Genomic DNA, 16,656 nt, shown 5'->3' on the forward strand with positions numbered 1-16,656 from the left:
GGTTGGTGAGCGGAGCCGCGACTTCAGTCAGCAGCCAACGAATCTTTTCGATCGTCCTGTGCGCGGAGCCCTTTTCTTCATGTCGGTGCAGGAACTCCGCCGCGATCAATCCGAAGGTGTTCATTGCGGACGTTTGGGCTGCCAGCTTGTCGAGTTTCTTCTTGATGTTTGGATCGACGCCTGACGCGAGAAGTCTTTTTGCTTCGTCGCGTCTGGCCCGAGCTTCTGCGAGAGAGAAGAGGGGGTAGGCCCCAATGGCCAGAAGTCGCTCTTTCCCCAAAAAGCGATACTTGAGCCGCCAAAGTTTAGAGCCGTTGGGTTGCACAACCATGTGCAAGCCCCCGCCGTCGAAAAGTTTGTAAGGCCTTTCGGCCGGCTTGGCGTTCTGGATGTCGAACTGTGTGAGCGGCATGGGGGTATTGCCCAGAAGGGAAACTACCAAGTTGCCCCTAATCTACCCCCAAATAGGCGAGAAACAACGTTGCACGATGAGCGACTATGAGATGAAAACTGCTATTAACTATCTGATTTTACGTTCTTTATGAGCAATTATGAGGCGCCATGAAAAGAGGCTCTGGTGCCGCAAGAGGGATTCGAACCCCCGACCCCATCATTACGAATGATGTGCTCTACCAGCTGAGCTATTGCGGCGATTGTGCTGCGCGAAGCGCGCGCGGCGCGTCACTCTTATCGGCGCGCGGCGGCTTTTTCAAGCAGCCCTACGCGCCTTGCAGGGCGGCGGCGCTCAGGAATTGAGGCGCGCGGCGGTGAAGGCCAAATAGGCCCGCGCGATGGCGCATGCGATGTCGGGCGTCGCATTGAAGGGCGCGCGCGCCCAGTCCTCGAGCGCGCCGCGCCACAGGCGGATGGCGCCGGCGTCGGTGAGCGCGGCGAGAAAGGCGTCGATCCTGCGGGCGCCACGCGGCGGCGCGACGACATGGACGGGCGCGCGAGTCGCGACGGCCTCTCCCACCATATTCACGCTGTCGCCGGTCACGACGATCGAATCGGCGTTGGCCAGCATTGAGCGATAGGGGTTTTCTCCCTCTCCGTCCCAGAGGAAACCGTTTGGGGGGATGAGAACGCGCCGAAGCGCCTCGCGCAGCGCGGCGGGCGTGCGACGCGAGGCCGTCGCCATCACGCCGCGTCCGCTCGCGGCGAGCGAAGCGGCGATATGTTCCAGTTCGGCGATTTGCGCCGCGCCATAGGCGCCATGCCTGCTGTCGCCGCCGACAAGCAGCGCGACGCGCGGGCAGGGCAGGGCGGCGATGCGCGGATCGGGCGCTTCGCGCGCCTGCGCGAGGCGCTCCGGCGTGATGCGGTTCGCGGGCGTCAGCGGCGACAGGACATTTTCGCCGGAGATCCCGTCATGGCGCGGCGCAATGATGAGATCGGCGGCGCCAGGTCCGTTCGCCGGCCTGTTCACATAGACCGTGAATGTCCGCCCGCTCGAGTTGTGTTTGAGGCGCTGCAGCGCAGGAATCGTCCAGCGTCCGGCGGCAATGGCGATGTCCGGATAGGGCGGCGCATAGGCGAGCGCGTCGCGCGGATCGGGCGGCGCGAAAGGCGCGAGCGCGGCGTAGAGCGGGCGCGCCGCAATGCGGCAGATGTCGGGCGTTAGGCCCAGCGCCTCGGCGATGCCGAGGGTCTGCGCCTCATGGCCGACGCGACCGTCGGAGAGGATGCGGAGTTTCGTTTGCGGCGACAGGCGGGGAGCGACGCCGTCCCTCACCCAAAAGCGACCTTGAGAATCTCGTAGCTCTTGCCGCCGCCGGGCGTCGTGACCTCGACAGTGTCGCCGACCGTCTTGCCGATCAGCGCGCGGGCGATCGGGCTCGTGATCGAGACCCGGCCGCTCTTCACATCGGCCTCGCTTTCGCCGACGATCTGATAGGCCTTTTCCTCTTCGGTGTCCTCGTCGACGACCGTGACCGTCGCGCCGAATTTGATCGTCGAGCCGTTGAGCTTCGACACGTCGATGACTTCGGCGCGCGACAGCTTGTCCTCAAGCTCGGCGATGCGGCCTTCATTGAGCGACTGCGCTTCCTTGGCGGCGTGATATTCGGCGTTTTCCGAAAGGTCGCCGTGGGCGCGCGCTTCAGCGATCTGCTGAATGATGCGCGGACGGTCCTCCTGCTGCCGGCGACGCAATTCTTCGTTGAGCGCCGCGTAGCCGGCGGCGGTCATGGGCACCTTGTCCACCATTGCTTTCGCTTTTCGCCTTTCTTCAGTTTCGCTCGCGACGGGGAGCTTCCACGGCGCCGTCGGCGCGCGCTCTTCGGCGCAGCCGCGGATCAAGATTTGGTCGTCCAATCGCGGCCAAAAGTCGGCGCGTCGCCGACTGAGTCGCAGAACTCCTCAATGTTCAGTTGGTCGCGCTCGGCGGAAAATAATCCTGCAGCGCCCGGACCTTAAGGTCACCCGACACATAGGCGCGTATCCCCTGGGCCGCCGCGACCGCCCCTGCCAGGGTCGTGTAATAGGGAACCTTATGCAGAAGCGCCGCGCGGCGCAAGGAGCGCGAGTCGGCAAGCGCCTGCGCCCCCTCAGTCGTATTGAAAACAAGGGCGATCGAGCCATTCTTGATCGCGTCGACAATATGCGGCCGCCCTTCCGAGACCTTGTTGAGCTTCTGGGCGGCGATTCCGCGCTCGACGAGATAGCGCGCCGTGCCGCCGGTGGCGACGACCGAAAAGCCGACTTCCTTCAACAGGCGAACCGCCGGGATGATGCGGCCCTTGTCCGCATCCCTGACCGAGACGAAGAGCACGCCCTCGCGCGGCGCCTTCGTGCCGCCGCCCAGCTGGCTCTTGACGAAGGCGGCGTCGAAGGAGCTGTCGAGGCCCATGACTTCGCCGGTCGAGCGCATTTCCGGGCCGAGCACGGTGTCGACGCCCGGGAACCGCGCGAAGGGAAAGACGGCTTCCTTCACCCCGACATGCGCCGGCTTCGTCTCCAGAGGATCAAAGTCGGCAAGCTTCGCGCCGGCCATGATCTGGGCGGCGATCTTGGCGATCGGCCGGCCGATGACCTTGGCGACGAAAGGCACGGTGCGGGAGGCGCGCGGATTGACTTCCAGCACGTAAATTTCGCCGTTCTTGAGCGCGAACTGCACATTCATCAGCCCGACGACGCCGAGCGCCTTGGCGAGGCTCGCGGTTTGGGCCTCAAGCGCGGCGATCGTCTCGGGAGCGAGCGAGCGAGGCGGCAGCGAGCAGGCGGAATCGCCTGAATGAATGCCAGCCTCTTCGATATGCTCCATGACGCCGGCGATGACCGCCTCCTCGCCATCGGCGAGACAATCCACGTCGACTTCGATGGCGTCGGTGAGATAGCGGTCGAAGAGCAACGGATTCTTGCCGAGCACCGTGTTGATCTGCCCGGTCTTGTCGTTGGGGTAGCGCGCCTTGATCTCGGAGGGCACGAGGCTCGGCAGCGTGCCGAGGAGATAATCGTCGAGATCGCTCTGATCGCGGATAATCGCCATGGCGCGGCCGCCGAGCACATAGCTTGGACGCACGACGAGCGGCAGGCCGAGCTCCTGAGCGACAAGGCGCGATTGCTCCACCGAATAAGCGATGCCGTTTTTGGGCTGTTTCAGGCCGAGCTTGTCGAGCAGCCGCTTGAACCGGTCGCGGTCCTCCGCAAGGTCGATCGAATCGACCGGCGTGCCGAGGATCGGCGCGCCGGCCTGTTCGAGGCCATGCGCAAGCTTCAGCGGCGTCTGGCCGCCATATTGGACGATGACGCCGATAAGCGCGCCATTCGACTTCTCGATATCGAGGATTTCGGCGACGTCTTCATTGGTCAGCGGTTCGAAATAGAGCCGGTCGGAAGTGTCGTAATCGGTCGACACCGTCTCCGGATTGCAATTGATCATGATTGTTTCGAAACCGGCTTCGCCAAGCGCGAAACAGGCGTGGCAGCAGCAATAGTCGAATTCGATGCCCTGGCCGATTCGGTTCGGGCCGCCGCCAAGGATGACGATCTTGTTCCTGTCCGTGGGACGCGCCTCATTCGCCGGGACGCCGATGAAAGGCGCTTCATAGGTCGAATACATATAGGCCGTGGGCGAAGCGAATTCGGCCGCGCAAGTGTCGATGCGCTTATAGACGGGACGCACGTCAAGACGATGGCGCAAGTCGCGCACGTCTTCTTCCTCGACGCCGGTGAGCGTGGCGAGACGGCTGTCGGAAAAGCCGGCGAATTTGAGCTTGCGAAGATTCTCGGCATCCTCGGGCAGGCCGTAAGTCTTCACCTTATTTTCGAGCGCGATGATTTCGGCGATGCGCTCGATGAACCAGATGTCGATCTTGCTTGCTTCATGAATGGATTCGGTCGTCATGCCGAGCCGCAGCGCCTGGCCGACGACGAGCAGCCGGTCGGGCGTCGCCGTGCCAAGCGCGCCGCGCAGCACATTCATGTCGTCGCCCTTGCCGAGACTTTCAATCTCGATCTCGTCGAGGCCGCATAGTCCGGTTTCGAGCGAGCGCAGCGCCTTTTGCAGCGACTCGGCGAAATTTCGGCCGATCGCCATTGCTTCGCCGACCGACTTCATCGCTGTCGTCAAGATCGGCTCTGAGCCGGGAAATTTCTCGAAAGCGAAGCGCGGAATCTTGGTGACGATATAATCGATCGTCGGCTCGAAGGAGGCCGGCGTCGCGCCGCCGGTAATGTCATTGGCGATTTCGTCGAGCGTGTAGCCGACCGCGAGCCGCGCCGCGACCTTGGCGATCGGAAAGCCGGTGGCCTTCGACGCGAGCGCCGAGGAGCGCGACACGCGCGGATTCATCTCGATCACGATCATGCGGCCATTGCTGGGATCGACCGCGAATTGCACATTGGAGCCGCCGGTTTCGACGCCGATCTCGCGCAATACCGCGATCGAGGCGTCGCGCATGATCTGATATTCCTTGTCGGTCAGAGTCAGCGCGGGCGCGACGGTGATGCTGTCGCCGGTATGCACGCCCATCGGATCGACGTTTTCGATCGAGCAGACAATGATGCAATTGTCCGCCTTGTCGCGGACGACCTCCATTTCATATTCCTTCCAGCCGAGAACGCTTTCTTCGACCAGAACTTCATTGGTCGGCGAGGCGTCGATGCCGCGCTCGACGATCTCGATGAACTCCGCCTTGTTGTAGGCGATGCCGCCGCCGGTGCCGCCGAGCGTGAAGGACGGGCGGATGATGGCGGGAAGGCCGATATCGTCGAGCGCGTCGAGCGCCGCGGCGAGCGTCTTGACGTGATGCGACCGCGGCGTTTCGAGGCCGATCTTGGTCATCGCCTCGCGAAACAACTCGCGATCCTCGGCCTTGTCGATCGCATGCGCCGTCGCGCCGATCATCTCGACGTCGAACTCTTTCAGCACGCCCATTTTTTCGAGGCTGAGCGCGCAGTTAAGCGCGGTCTGTCCGCCCATCGTCGGCAGCAGCGCGAAGCCGCCCGGCGCCGCATAGCGCTCCTTCTCGATGATCTTGGCGACGATGTCAGGGGTGATCGGCTCGATATAGGTGCGGTCGGCCATGTCCGGATCGGTCATGATCGTCGCCGGATTGGAATTGACCAGGACGATCCGGTAGCCCTCGGCCTTGAGCGCCTTGCAGGCCTGGGTGCCGGAATAATCGAATTCGCAGGCCTGGCCGATGACGATGGGGCCGGCGCCGATGATCATGATTGTGGAAATGTCGGTTCGTTTCGGCATGTGATCCTGGTGGCCGCCCGAGGAGCTGGGGAGCGCGCATAAAAAAGGGCCGCGATTCCGGCCCCTGGACCGGAACGCGTCCCGAACTTGCCCGTCATGTCGTCGGCGGACCGGTGATGCAGGCGGCGAGCGGGTCGCGCCCGGCTCGAAAGTCGCCGCCTGTCTAGACGAGAATGACGGTCATGTGAAGGGCCGGGGTCGCGGATCAGCGAATTGCGCTATCATTCCTTTCCCGTCTGCTAGAACTTGCGCCCATGCGAATTGCCGCCTGCCTGCTTTTGATCTTGCTTCTCGTTCCGAGCGCGGAGCGCGCCCATGCCGGCGATGTTTCGCAAGTACTGGCGCAATGCGCCGCCTGCCATGGCGTCGAGGGGATCGCAAAAAGCGCCGACGTGCCGCATCTCGCGGGACAGCAGGAGCTTTATCTCTTCAACCAGATCAAGGCCTTTCGCTCCGGCGCCCGGCCGCATAAGGAGATGCGCTATATGAGCCGCCAGCTCTCGGAGGCCGAGATGCGAGAGATCGCCCGTTTTTACGCCAGGATGCCGCGTTGAGCGTGTCGACGGCGCGACAGCTTGCCGCTTACGCTTCAGTCGGCGCGGTCGCGACGGCGGCGCATTACGTCGTTCTCATCGGATTGGTCGAAAGCGCCGGCTGGCGGGCAGTGCCGGCGACGCTCTGGGGCTATGTGGTCGGCGGCGTCATCGCCTATATTCTCAACCGGCGCCACGTCTTCGCGAGCGACCGGCCGCATGTCGAAGCGGGCTGGCGTTTCGCGCTCGTCGCCTTCGTCGGCTTTTGCGTGACTTATGTGTTGATGAGTCTCTTCGTCGATCGTTGGGGCGCGCCCTACCTGCCGGCGCAGCTCGTCACCACCGTCGCCGCCATGTTCGCGACCTTTGCGCTGAACCGGCGATGGACATTTGGATGACATGTTAGCCCCTCGTCATGGCCGGGCTTGTCCCGGCCATCCACGCCGAGACATCCCATGAGCGCTGCAACGAAGCCGCAGCGGCGCCGCGTGGATGCCCGCGACAAGCGCGGGCATGACGCTGCTGAGGCTGCGCCCGACTTTCTTGGAAAGAGAGTTTTCATGCCGATCCCGATGGACATCCAGCATGCAACTGAAGAGTTCGAAGCCTTCCTCGCGGATGCGCGCGATCGGTCGGGCCTCACGACGCGCAATCAGACCTATACGATGGCGCAGGGCGTGCTGCTGGCCTTTCGGCGCCGGCTCTCGATCGCTGACGCCATCCGCTTCGCCGACGTGCTGCCGCCGGTCCTCAGGGCGATCTTCATAGCCGACTGGGATCCGGAGGAGCCGCAAGCGTCCTTTGACGATCGCGCGTCGATGATACGCGATGTTCAGGCGCTGCGGCGCGATCATAATTTCTCGCCGGAGACTTGTATTGACGACGTCGCCGCCGCCTTACGCGCGCGCGTCGACGAGAGCGCGTTCGACCGCGTGATGGCTTCGCTACCCGCCGGCGCTGCGGAGTTTTGGAAAGTCTAGAGCCGCTTCAACGCTGGCGGCGTTGAGAAGAGGACCGGGTGGATGTCGCCGCCGGTCTTTAGTCGGCTCCGCAAATTAAATGCGCCAAATATGCGAGCCTCCAGGCTCGCCAAAGCTCCAGCGAACGATAGAGTTTTTTCATGTCGTCGCTTTAAAGCGGAGATCATGGCGGGCGCGCAACTTACAACCGCTATTGAATCAGCCGCTCAATTGTTTCGAAATGCCATTCGGTGCCGCCGCGACGCATCTCAACGCCATCCTTTCCGTCCATGAAAACGATCTGTTCGGTATAGGACACGCGAGTCCGGTCGCCGTCCGGTTGAAGATCGAGGCTGGACAGAGTGACGGAATGGAGCGCTCCAGCAAGAAATAGATCATAGACATAGACAAGCCGGCTGTTCGGTTCGACGACGTGATAGCGGGCCTCGAAAAGCGTCGTAAGTCCGTTATCGAAACGCCCTTCAGCGACTTCGAGACCACCGACGCGAATATCCATCGAGCGGCGCACTTCAGTCCATTGCTCGGGCGGCCCACGAAACCATTGCGCCTTCACTGCCGGATCAGACCATGCGCTGAAAATGCGTTCCGGCGTCGCCGCCCACTGGCGCTTGATGGAAAATGTGCCATGAAACAACGGAAGCGTGGTCATCTCTTGCCTTTCTTCGCCGCGGATTTGGAATGCTTGGAATCGGCCGAGTTTCCTTCGCTTTCGAGCAATCTTTCGAGTTGGTCGAAACGGCGTTCCCACAGCTGACGGCGTTCGCTCAGCCAATGTTCGACACGAAGGATGGCGTCGCTCGAAATGCGGCACTCGCGGGTGCGGCCGCGCTTTTCGGTGACGACGAGACCGCTCGCTTCGAGCACTTGGACATGCTGTTGGATCGCCGCGAGCGATGAAGCATAGGGCTTCGCCAACTCGCTGACGGAAGCAGGACCGCGCGAAAGCCGCTCGAGAATCCCGCGTCGCGTCGCGTCCGCAAGCGCGTGGAACGCGCGATCCAGCTCGTTGGAATGCTCAACCATACGCTTGAGTATCAGGGTCGTTCGCAGAAAGTCAAGTTATGACTTAAGTTTCCGGGCTTCCTGCCCGCGCGTGTCGCGGGCATCCACGCCAAAGACATCGCAGTGAGTATTGAAGGATTGCGAGCGCCGGAACGCGTGGATGGCCGGGGCAAGCCCGGCCATGACGTGGCTGTAATTCGCTGTGCGCGCTACGGCCACTTCACCAGGGGCGGCATGGAGGAGAGGATTGAGTCGACGTTGCCACCGGTCTTCAATCCGAAAATCGTGCCGCGGTCGTAGAGCAGATTATATTCGACGTAGCGCCCGCGTCGCACCAGTTGTTCGTCGCGCTGCGCCTCGCTCCATGGCTTGGCGAAATTGCGCCGCACGAGTTCGGGATAGATCTCGACAAAGCTGTCGCCGACGTCGCGCGTGAAGGCGAAATCCGCGTCCCAGGCGGAATTCTCGGCGTCGCCGGCGCTGTTGAAATAATCGTAGAAAATGCCGCCGATGCCGCGCGGCTCATTGCGATGGGCGAGAAAGAAATACTCGTCGCACCATTGCTTGAAACGCGCATAGTCGGCGACCTTATGGCGCTCGCAGGCGCCGCGCATCGCCGCGTGAAAGGCGATCGCGTCGGGATCGTCCTGGGCGCGGCGCGCGTCGAGCACCGGCGTCAGATCGGCGCCGCCGCCAAACCAGGCTTTCGTCGTGACGACGAAGCGCGTGTTCATATGCACGGCGGGAACATTCGGGTTCCAGGGATGCGCGATCAGCGAAATGCCTGTCGCGAAAAAGCGCGGGTCATCGTCCGCGCCTGGAATCTGCTTGGCGAATTCCGGCGCGAAGGTTCCGAACACCGTCGAGCAATGCACGCCGGCCTTTTCGAACACGCGGCCGTGGATCATCCCCATGCGCCCGCCGCCGCCCGGCGCGCCGGTGTGATCCATGCGCGTCCATGGCGTGAGCGCAAAACGTCCGGGCGTCATCGCATCGGCGGCGAAAGGCCCCGGCGTCTCATCCTCCAGCGCTTCGAAGGCGGCGATGATGCGCAGTTGCAGAGATTCGAACCATTCGCGCGCGGCGTTCTTGCGAATTTCGAGTTGATCCGGCGCGGCGTTCATGACGTTCTCCTTGAACGCCGCTTCTTCCCGCCAGCGCCGCGCCTTGTCAATTTAACGTAACGCTTATCGCGCGATATTCGCGACTTTCAGCTTCGAACCGTCATGCGGCGCCGGCGTTCCCGCCGCGGCCGCGAAGCCGGCGCGCAGAAACTGCACAAGCGCCGTCTTGACGTTCCTGCCGCGCTCGGTGAGTTCGGTGACGTAGCAGGAGCGGGGCTCGCCGTTCGGCCATTCACGATTTCGCGCTTTCGCCTGGCGCATCTCTTCGAGCACCTGCGCCTTCACCTCGCGCGAGTCCTTCATGGCGATCAGCCCATCGGCCGCCAAATGGCGATCGGCGTTAAGGTCCTCGCTCATTTTCTGATTGGCGAATTCGAAGTCGCACAGCTTGCCCTGATCGCCGACATAGAGAATGCGTTCCACCCAACCCGGCCGAAGCGACAAAATATCGTCGGGCAGCATTTCTTTCATATCCGCCGGCAGGGCCTCGTAGATTGCCGTCGACTGGGCGATCTGATCGACCTTGAACGCCGCCTTCACATTGAACCCTTCGATGCTTTCAATCTGGGTGAATTTGTCGAAGAGCTTGCCGGCAGCGCCTTCGGCCTGCGAAAAATTGGTCACCAGCGCATAAAGCCCGACGCAGAGAAGTCCGGTGAACAGCGCCGCATTGAGAGATTTGAGCAGCTTGTCCCAAAGCGCCAGCGAGACGCGAATTGTCTGATGTGTCATTCCGCCCTCCCAAAATTCATTAACATCGCCTTAAAAACCGGCGATGAATTCCAAAATGGAGAGTCTTTTCTTAACGCGCTGTGCGACGCCGCACCTCATCAAAACGCGCGAAGCTGCCGCAACGCCTCGCCCATGACGATTCCCGCGGCCACGGCGACGTTAAGCGAACGCAGACCGGCCCGAATAGGAATGCGCAAGGCTAGATCGGCGGCGGCATGGACCTCTTCCGGCGCGCCGGCTGACTCCCGGCCGACAAGCAGTATGTCGCCTTCGCGATAGTCGCAGTCGAGATAGGAGACCGTCGCGCGCGTTGAGAGCAGCAGCAGGCGACGCGTTTCGCCCGCCCGGGCGCAAGCGGTGCGCCACTCCTCAAAGGCCGCGAAGGACGCATGTCGGTCAATCGTCACGCGGTCGAGATAATCCATGCCGGCGCGCCGGAAGTCGCGGTCGCTGGTCGGGAATCCTGCGGGTCCGATAATTGCCGCGGCGACGCCAAGGCACGCACAACTTCTCAGCATGGTCCCGGCGTTCTGAGGAATGTCGGGCTGGTATAGAGCAAGCGTTAGAGGAGCCATGCGCGCGTTCCAGTCAGGTGAATTGGCGAATTTGCGGCATTTCGCCGCGAATGGCGCCGCGTCCTTGTGCAGCAGGGGGAATAGCCAAATTTCCCAGTCGCGGCTTGTGGACAGCGGCGGAGATTCGCGTAAAACGGTCGCCTTGGGCGCAGCCGCCGCCTCGGCCGCGAAGACTTGAGAGCGTTGGGAGACGGGGCGATCGGGTGAAGAACCATTTTCCTCACCCTCCTCAGGATGAGGAAACCCTTCAACCGATTGTCCTGCGTTGGGAGAGGTTCGAGCGTGACAAGCAAAGACGCCGCCGTAAAACCGGCGGAGCCGAGCCGGCGGGATATTCTCTATGTCGCGACCGGCGTCGCCGCCGCGGGAGCCGTGGCCGGCGTGGCGTGGCCGCTGATCGCGCAAATGAATCCCGACGCGTCCACCTTGGCCTTGGCTTCAACGGAAGTCGACCTGTCGGCGATTCCCGAAGGACAGATCGTCACGGTGAAATGGCGCGGAAAGCCTGTCTTCATTCGGCACCGCACGCCAGCCGAAATCAAGGCGGCCGAAGACGTTCCCTTGACGGAGCTGCCTGATCCGGAGCCGGACTCGAAACGCGTACAAAAGCCTCAGTGGCTCGTGATCGTCGGCGTTTGCACGCATCTCGGCTGCATCCCGACCGGCAAGGAAGGCGAATATAACGGCTGGTTCTGTCCCTGCCATGGCTCGGTCTACGACCTCTCGGGAAGGATTCGCAGCGGCCCGGCGCCGACGAATCTGGAAGTGCCGCCCTACGCCTTCATCGCCGAAAACAAAATCAAGATCGGCTAGCCAGGCCAAGCGCCTGGTCGTTTTTTGCGCGAGATTCCGAGAGCACAAAGCCCATGGAAGGACATTCCCAATACACGCCTAAAAGCGGCTTCGCGCGCTGGTTGGAGCGCCGGCTGCCGATTTTGAGCTTCGTGCATGACTCCTTCATCGCCTATCCGACGCCGAAGAACCTCAACTACATGTGGGTGTTTGGCGCGATATTGAGTTTCATGCTCGTCGCACAGATCGTGACCGGCGTCGTTCTGGCTATGCATTACACGCCGGAGACGACGCTCGCCTTCGATTCAGTCGAGAAGATCATGCGCGACGTGAATTGGGGAACCATGCTGCGCTATGCGCACGCCAATGGCGCGTCGATGTTCTTTCTCGCCGTCTACATCCATATCTTCCGCGGCATGTATTACGGCTCGTACAAGGAGCCGCGCGAGGTCTTGTGGATTCTTGGCGTCATCATTTTCATGCTGATGATGGCGACAGGATTCCTCGGCTATGTCCTGCCCTGGGGCCAGATGTCGTTCTGGGCGGCGACCGTCATCACCAATCTCTTCTCCGCCATCCCCGTCGTCGGCACATCGATCACTACTTGGCTGCTTGGCGGCTACTCGGTCGACAATCCGACGCTCAACCGCTTTTACGCCTTGCACTATCTGGTGCCGTTCATCATCGTCGCGATCGTGATCCTTCACGTTTGGGCGCTGCATGTGACGGGCCAGAACAATCCGTCCGGCGTCGAAGTGAAGGACATCAAGAAGGACACCGTTCCTTTCACGCCCTATGCGACGCTAAAGGACTCGGTGGGCATCGTCGCATTCCTGGTCGTTTATTCGTGGCTGACGTTTTTCGTTCCGAACTATCTCGGCCACCCGGACAATTACATCGAAGCCAATCCGCTGGTGACGCCGCCGCACATCGTGCCGGAATGGTACTTTCTGCCCTTCTATGCGATCCTGCGGGCGATCCCCAACAAACTGCTCGGCGTCATCGCGCTCTTCTCGTCGATCTTGATCACCGCGGCCTTGCCGTGGCTCGACACGTCGAAGGTGAAGTCGGCGTCGTTCCGCCCGCTGTTTCGCAAGGAATTCTGGCTGTTTCTTGCGGTGTGCGTGGGCCTTGGCTATCTCGGCGCGCAGCCTGCCGAAGGCGCTTACCTTTGGTTCGCGCGCGTGTTCTCGGCCTATTACTTCCTCCACTTCCTGGTCATTTTGCCGATCCTCGGCAAGATCGAGAAGCCGGAGCCGGTTCCAGAGTCGATCGACGCTTCGATCATGCGCGGGGAAACCTCCCATGTCTAAGGCGCATGAAAAATCTCCTCGCTTGGTCCCAGCGATGAAGCGTGGGGCGCTCATTCCCGTCGTGGTCGCTGCGACGCTGGCGCTGCTCGGCCCGGCTTTTGCGCAGGAAGAGACCCCGCCGCCCGCCGCTGATCAGAGCGCGGAGCCGTCCGCCGCCGATCAGGACAAGGCGCCTCCCGCGACCGATCAGAGCGACGTCCCAGCCGCGAAGGAAACGGACCAAGGCGCCGAATCTCCCGCGAAGGAAGCCGACAAGGCCGCCGAGCCCCCAGCGAAGGAAGCCGACAAAGTCGTCGAGCCTTCTGCGCCGGAAACCGAGAAGCCCGCTCCGCCTCCCGCCGAAGAAACCGAGAACGCCGCCGCGCCTCCGGCCAAAGAAAAAGAGGCGCCTCACGAGAACGCCCGGCATGAGGAGAAGCCCAAGCGCTTCGACTGGAGCTTCGCCGGCGCATTCGGCCGCTATGACAAGGCGCAGCTGCGCAGAGGCTTCAAGGTCTACAAGGAGGTCTGCTCCACCTGCCATTCGATCAAAATGCTCGCCTTCCGCAATCTGTCGCAGCCCGGCGGGCCTGAGTTCTCCGAAAAGGAAGTCGAGGCGCTCGCCGCAAGCTACAAGGTCAAGGACGGGCCCAACGAGTCGGGCGAATATTACGATCGTCCCGCGCGTCCGAGCGACCGCTTTCCGCCGCCTTTCGCCAATGAACAGGCGGCGCGCGCCGCCCTCGCCGGAAATTATCCGCCGGACATGTCGGTTCTCGCCAAGGCGCGCGGCTATTCGCGCGGATTTCCACTGTTTCTATTCGACGCTCTGCCGGGCTTCTCCTATCAGGAGCACGGCGTCGATTACATCGTCTCGCTCATGGAGGGCTATGAGGACACGCCGCCAGACGTCAAAATGCCGGACGGCCAGTTCTACGATCCCTATATGCCGGGCCGGCGTCTCGGGATGCCGCCGCCGCTCTCGGACGGCGTCGTGACTTACGATGATGGCGCGCCGCAGACCATCGACCAATACGCCAAGGACGTTGCGGCCTTCATGATGTGGGTCGCCGAGCCGCATCTCGAATCCCGCAAGCGCGTCGGTCTCGGGGTCGTGGCCTTCCTGCTCGTCTTCGTTGGCCTGCTCTATTACACCAAGCGCAAAATCTGGACGGACGTGCAGCATTAGGGCGGCGCGCCGTCCTGCGTCGGGCACCCCTCAGCGGCAGCGCCAGCATCGGCGATTTCTTGATCGAAGACGCCAAATCGGGCACAAGGCGCTACGTCCTTTGGGCGTCGATCGCTCGCCGTTTTTCCCGGAAAGGTTGCAATGTCGGAGATTATGCGCGTCGGCATCGCGGGGCTCGGCACCGTCGGCGCGGCGGTGGCGCGTCTGCTCCGCCGACAGGCCGAGGCGCTGACCGCCCGCACCGGACGGCGCATCGTTTTGGCGGGCGTTTCAGCTCGGGACTCGGCGAAGGAGCGCGACGCCGATCTTTCCGGCGCGGAATTTTTCCATGATCCGGTCAAGCTCGCGGCCTCGCCGTCGATCGACCTTTTCGTCGAATTGATCGGCGGCTCCGAAGGGCCGGCGCGCGCCAGCGTCGAAACGGCGCTGGCCCATGGCAAGCCGGTCGTCACCGCCAACAAGGCGCTGCTCGCGTCGCACGGCCTGCATCTCGCGTCGCTCGCCGAGGAGAAACATGCCGCGCTCGCCTTCGAGGCCTCGGTCGCCGGCGGCATCCCGATCGTGAAGACGCTGCGCGAGGGGCTCGCCGGCAATTCGATCGAGCGCGTCTATGGCATTCTCAATGGCACCTGCAATTACATTCTCTCGCGGATGGAGCAGGAGCAGCTCTCCTTCGAGGAATGTCTGACGGAGGCGCAAAGGCTCGGCTACGCCGAAGCCGATCCGAGTTTCGACATCGGCGGTTTCGACGCCGCACATAAGCTCGCGATCCTCACTTCGCTCGCCTTCGGCACGCGCATCGCCGCCGACGCCATCGACATCGAAGGCATTGAGCATGTGACGCTCGCCGACATCGACGCGGCGGCCGAGCTTGGCTACCGCATCAAGCTGCTCGGCGTCGCGCAGCGGACCGTCGATGGCGTCGAGCAGCGCGTGCATCCGACCATGGTCAGCAAGAAATCCGCCATCGCTCAAGTGATGGGCGTCTTGAACGCGGTTACGATCGACGCCGACGCGGTGCATGAGCTGACGCTCGTCGGCCCTGGGGCAGGGGGCGACGCGACGGCCTCGGCGGTGGTCGCAGACATCGCCGACATCGCTAAAGGCGTGCGCTCGGCGCCCTTCGGATTGCCGTCGCCGAAACTCGCCGAACTCAAGCGCACGCCGATGCGCCGCCATGAAGGCGGCTATTACATCCGCATGTCGGTGCGCGACGTCGCCGGCGCCTTCGCCAAGATCGCGACGCGCATGGCGGAGCGGCGCATCTCGCTTGAAAGCATCGTGCAGCGCGGCGCGCGCGGCGCGCCGGGAGATTGCGTCGACGTAATCCTCATCACTCATGCGACGAGCGAACATCTGGTGCGCGAGGCGCTGGAGATGATCTATCAGGACGGCGTCATCGTCTCGCGCGCGCAGGTCATCCGCATCGAACGCGAGTAGCGCGACATGACGCAGCAGCCTGAACCCGACGCGTCGCAGATCGACCGCTATCTGACGCTGGAGCTGGCGCGCGCCTCCGAGCGCGCCGCGGTCGCGGCAGCCAGACTGCGCGGACGCGGCGATGAAATGGCCGCCGATCTCGCGGCGGCGGCGGCGATGCGCGAGGAGCTGTCGCGGCTGCCGGTGCGCGGACGCATCGTGATCGGCGAGGGCGACGAAGACGCCGCGCCGCTGCTCTATATGGGCGAAGAAATCGGGGCGGGCGTCGGTCCCCGCGTCGACCTCGGCGTCGCCGCGTTGGAGGGATCGACGCTCTGCGCCAAGGACATGCCGGGCTCGATCGCCGTCGTCGCCATGGCGCCGGCGGGGTCGCTGCTCCATGCGCCCAACGTCTATATGGACAAGATCGCGATTGGTCCGGGATATCCCGAAGGCACGGTCGATCTCGATCGCGATCCGGGCGACAATGTCAGAGCGCTCGCCATCGCCAAGGGCGTGCGGCCGAGCGAAATCACCGTGAGCATTCTCGACCGGCCGCGCCACGCCGACATCATTCGCGCCTGCCGCAACGCCGGCGCCTGCGTGCGCCTCATCACCGACGGCGACGTCGCGGCGATCATTCTCACCACCCATCCTTGGGAAACCGGCGTCGACATGTATCTTGGCCGCGGCGGCGCCTCGGAGGGCGTGCTCGCCGCCTGCGTGCTGCGTTGCGCCGGCGGTCAGATGCAGGGCCGGCTCGCGCTCGAGACTCGCGATCAGATCGCCAAGGCCCAGCGCTTCGGCCCGATCGACCCGCGCCGCAAATATGCGGTCGGCGACATGGCGGCGGGCGATGTCGTCGTTTGCGTGACCGGCGTCACCGCCGGTCCGCTGGTCGGCGGCGTATCCCTCGGCCAGACGACAATCGACACCGAGACGATCGTCTATCGCTCGGCGACCGGCACGATCCGCCACATCCATGCGATGCATCAAGCGGTGGGAAAATTCGATTGACGTCGGACAGGCGTTGCAGCCGGCTCTCAGTGAGAACCTCGCATTGCAGATGAAATTAAATCGGTTGCGAAAGGCAGCAGCGCCGCGCCAATGACTCCCGCCGCACATGTCTCCGCCGCGATCGAAATTCTCGACGACCTTGCAAGGCGTCGGCGGCCGGCCGCCGACGCTCTGAAGGATTGGGGCATCGCCCATCGCTTCGCCGGCTCGAAGGATCGCGCCGCCAACGCCAGCCTCGTCTTCGACGCGCTGAGGAAGCGCGCTTCGGCGGCCTTCGTGATGGGAGACGATACGTCT

Annotated in this window: 17 protein-coding genes, 1 tRNA gene and 1 pseudogene; 9 read left to right on the forward strand and 10 right to left on the reverse strand. The window is 63.0% G+C overall.

Annotation, left to right across the window (positions count from 1 at the left end):
* The 5 genes from AB7I51_RS15655 to carB all read right to left on the reverse strand — a co-directional run.
* The coding region (locus tag AB7I51_RS15655; RefSeq protein ID WP_428406321.1) for an Arm DNA-binding domain-containing protein at positions 1-412 on the reverse strand (412 nt) is incomplete at its 3' end.
* 163 nt (positions 413-575) lie between these two features.
* A tRNA-Thr gene (locus AB7I51_RS15660) sits at positions 576-651 on the reverse strand.
* A gap of 94 nt (positions 652-745) precedes the next feature.
* Positions 746-1,732, reverse strand: coding sequence for a mitochondrial fission ELM1 family protein (locus tag AB7I51_RS15665; RefSeq protein WP_428404795.1), 987 nt, complete (start codon positions 1,730-1,732; stop codon positions 746-748).
* The gene (gene greA / locus AB7I51_RS15670) at positions 1,729-2,205 is read right to left on the reverse strand and encodes a transcription elongation factor GreA (protein ID WP_428404796.1); all 477 of its coding nucleotides are present in this window, start codon (positions 2,203-2,205) and stop codon (positions 1,729-1,731) included. Before greA ends, AB7I51_RS15665 begins: the two co-directional genes overlap by 4 nt.
* 160 nt (positions 2,206-2,365) lie before the next feature.
* A complete protein-coding gene (gene carB / locus AB7I51_RS15675; RefSeq protein ID WP_428404797.1) occupies positions 2,366-5,704 on the reverse strand; it encodes a carbamoyl-phosphate synthase large subunit in 3,339 nt (1,112 codons plus the stop codon).
* A 254-nt stretch (positions 5,705-5,958) separates the two neighbouring features.
* On the opposite strand from carB, the gene AB7I51_RS15680 reads away from it, so the two are divergent.
* From AB7I51_RS15680 to AB7I51_RS15690, 3 genes are all read left to right on the forward strand, one after another.
* The gene (locus AB7I51_RS15680; protein WP_428404798.1) at positions 5,959-6,258 is read left to right on the forward strand and encodes a c-type cytochrome; all 300 of its coding nucleotides are present in this window, start codon (positions 5,959-5,961) and stop codon (positions 6,256-6,258) included.
* Between the two features lie 2 nt (positions 6,259-6,260).
* Positions 6,261-6,635: a GtrA family protein gene (locus AB7I51_RS15685; protein ID WP_428404813.1), complete on the forward strand. Its 375-nt coding sequence runs from the start codon at positions 6,261-6,263 to the stop codon at positions 6,633-6,635.
* Between the two features lie 162 nt (positions 6,636-6,797).
* Positions 6,798-7,217, forward strand: coding sequence for a DUF2267 domain-containing protein (locus AB7I51_RS15690; RefSeq protein WP_428404814.1), 420 nt, complete (start codon positions 6,798-6,800; stop codon positions 7,215-7,217).
* 190 nt (positions 7,218-7,407) lie between these two features.
* On the opposite strand, the gene AB7I51_RS15695 is transcribed toward AB7I51_RS15690, so the two are convergent.
* The 5 genes from AB7I51_RS15695 to AB7I51_RS15715 form a co-directional block, all read right to left on the reverse strand.
* Positions 7,408-7,866, reverse strand: a complete 459-nt coding sequence (locus AB7I51_RS15695; protein WP_428404799.1) for an SRPBCC family protein — start codon at positions 7,864-7,866, stop codon at positions 7,408-7,410.
* Positions 7,863-8,240: an ArsR/SmtB family transcription factor gene (locus AB7I51_RS15700; RefSeq protein WP_428404800.1), complete on the reverse strand. Its 378-nt coding sequence runs from the start codon at positions 8,238-8,240 to the stop codon at positions 7,863-7,865. Before AB7I51_RS15700 ends, AB7I51_RS15695 begins: the two co-directional genes overlap by 4 nt.
* 188 nt (positions 8,241-8,428) lie before the next feature.
* Positions 8,429-9,343 (reverse strand): oxygen-dependent coproporphyrinogen oxidase, encoded by a 915-nt coding sequence (hemF, locus tag AB7I51_RS15705; RefSeq protein ID WP_428404801.1) that lies wholly within the window; start codon positions 9,341-9,343, stop codon positions 8,429-8,431.
* 63 nt (positions 9,344-9,406) lie between these two features.
* The gene (locus AB7I51_RS15710) at positions 9,407-10,075 is read right to left on the reverse strand and encodes an rRNA methylase (protein ID WP_428404802.1); all 669 of its coding nucleotides are present in this window, start codon (positions 10,073-10,075) and stop codon (positions 9,407-9,409) included.
* A 98-nt stretch (positions 10,076-10,173) separates the two neighbouring features.
* On the reverse strand, positions 10,174-10,650 hold the full coding sequence (locus AB7I51_RS15715) for a tRNA (cytidine(34)-2'-O)-methyltransferase (RefSeq protein ID WP_428404803.1): 477 nt from the start codon (positions 10,648-10,650) through the stop codon (positions 10,174-10,176).
* A gap of 282 nt (positions 10,651-10,932) precedes the next feature.
* Between AB7I51_RS15715 and petA the strand changes: the two genes are divergently transcribed.
* The 6 genes and pseudogenes from petA to AB7I51_RS15745 all read left to right on the forward strand — a co-directional run.
* Positions 10,933-11,463, forward strand: coding sequence for a ubiquinol-cytochrome c reductase iron-sulfur subunit (gene petA / locus AB7I51_RS15720; RefSeq protein WP_428404804.1), 531 nt, complete (start codon positions 10,933-10,935; stop codon positions 11,461-11,463).
* A 53-nt stretch (positions 11,464-11,516) separates the two neighbouring features.
* The gene (locus AB7I51_RS15725; RefSeq protein WP_428404805.1) at positions 11,517-12,755 is read left to right on the forward strand and encodes a cytochrome b; all 1,239 of its coding nucleotides are present in this window, start codon (positions 11,517-11,519) and stop codon (positions 12,753-12,755) included.
* Positions 12,748-13,923: a cytochrome c1 gene (locus AB7I51_RS15730; protein WP_428404806.1), complete on the forward strand. Its 1,176-nt coding sequence runs from the start codon at positions 12,748-12,750 to the stop codon at positions 13,921-13,923. The genes AB7I51_RS15725 and AB7I51_RS15730 overlap by 8 nt, the downstream gene beginning before the upstream one ends.
* Before the next feature lie 141 nt (positions 13,924-14,064).
* Positions 14,065-15,363 carry a homoserine dehydrogenase gene (locus AB7I51_RS15735; RefSeq protein ID WP_428404807.1) on the forward strand — a complete coding sequence of 433 codons (1,299 nt, stop codon included), beginning with the start codon at positions 14,065-14,067 and terminating at the stop codon, positions 15,361-15,363.
* A gap of 6 nt (positions 15,364-15,369) precedes the next feature.
* Positions 15,370-16,359: a class II fructose-bisphosphatase gene (glpX, locus tag AB7I51_RS15740; protein WP_428404808.1), complete on the forward strand. Its 990-nt coding sequence runs from the start codon at positions 15,370-15,372 to the stop codon at positions 16,357-16,359.
* A 90-nt stretch (positions 16,360-16,449) separates the two neighbouring features.
* Positions 16,450-16,656: pseudogene (locus AB7I51_RS15745) on the forward strand (MFS transporter); the annotation flags it as partial.

The organism is Methylocystis sp., assembly GCF_050246715.1.
Lineage (GTDB): Bacteria > Pseudomonadota > Alphaproteobacteria > Rhizobiales > Beijerinckiaceae > Methylocystis.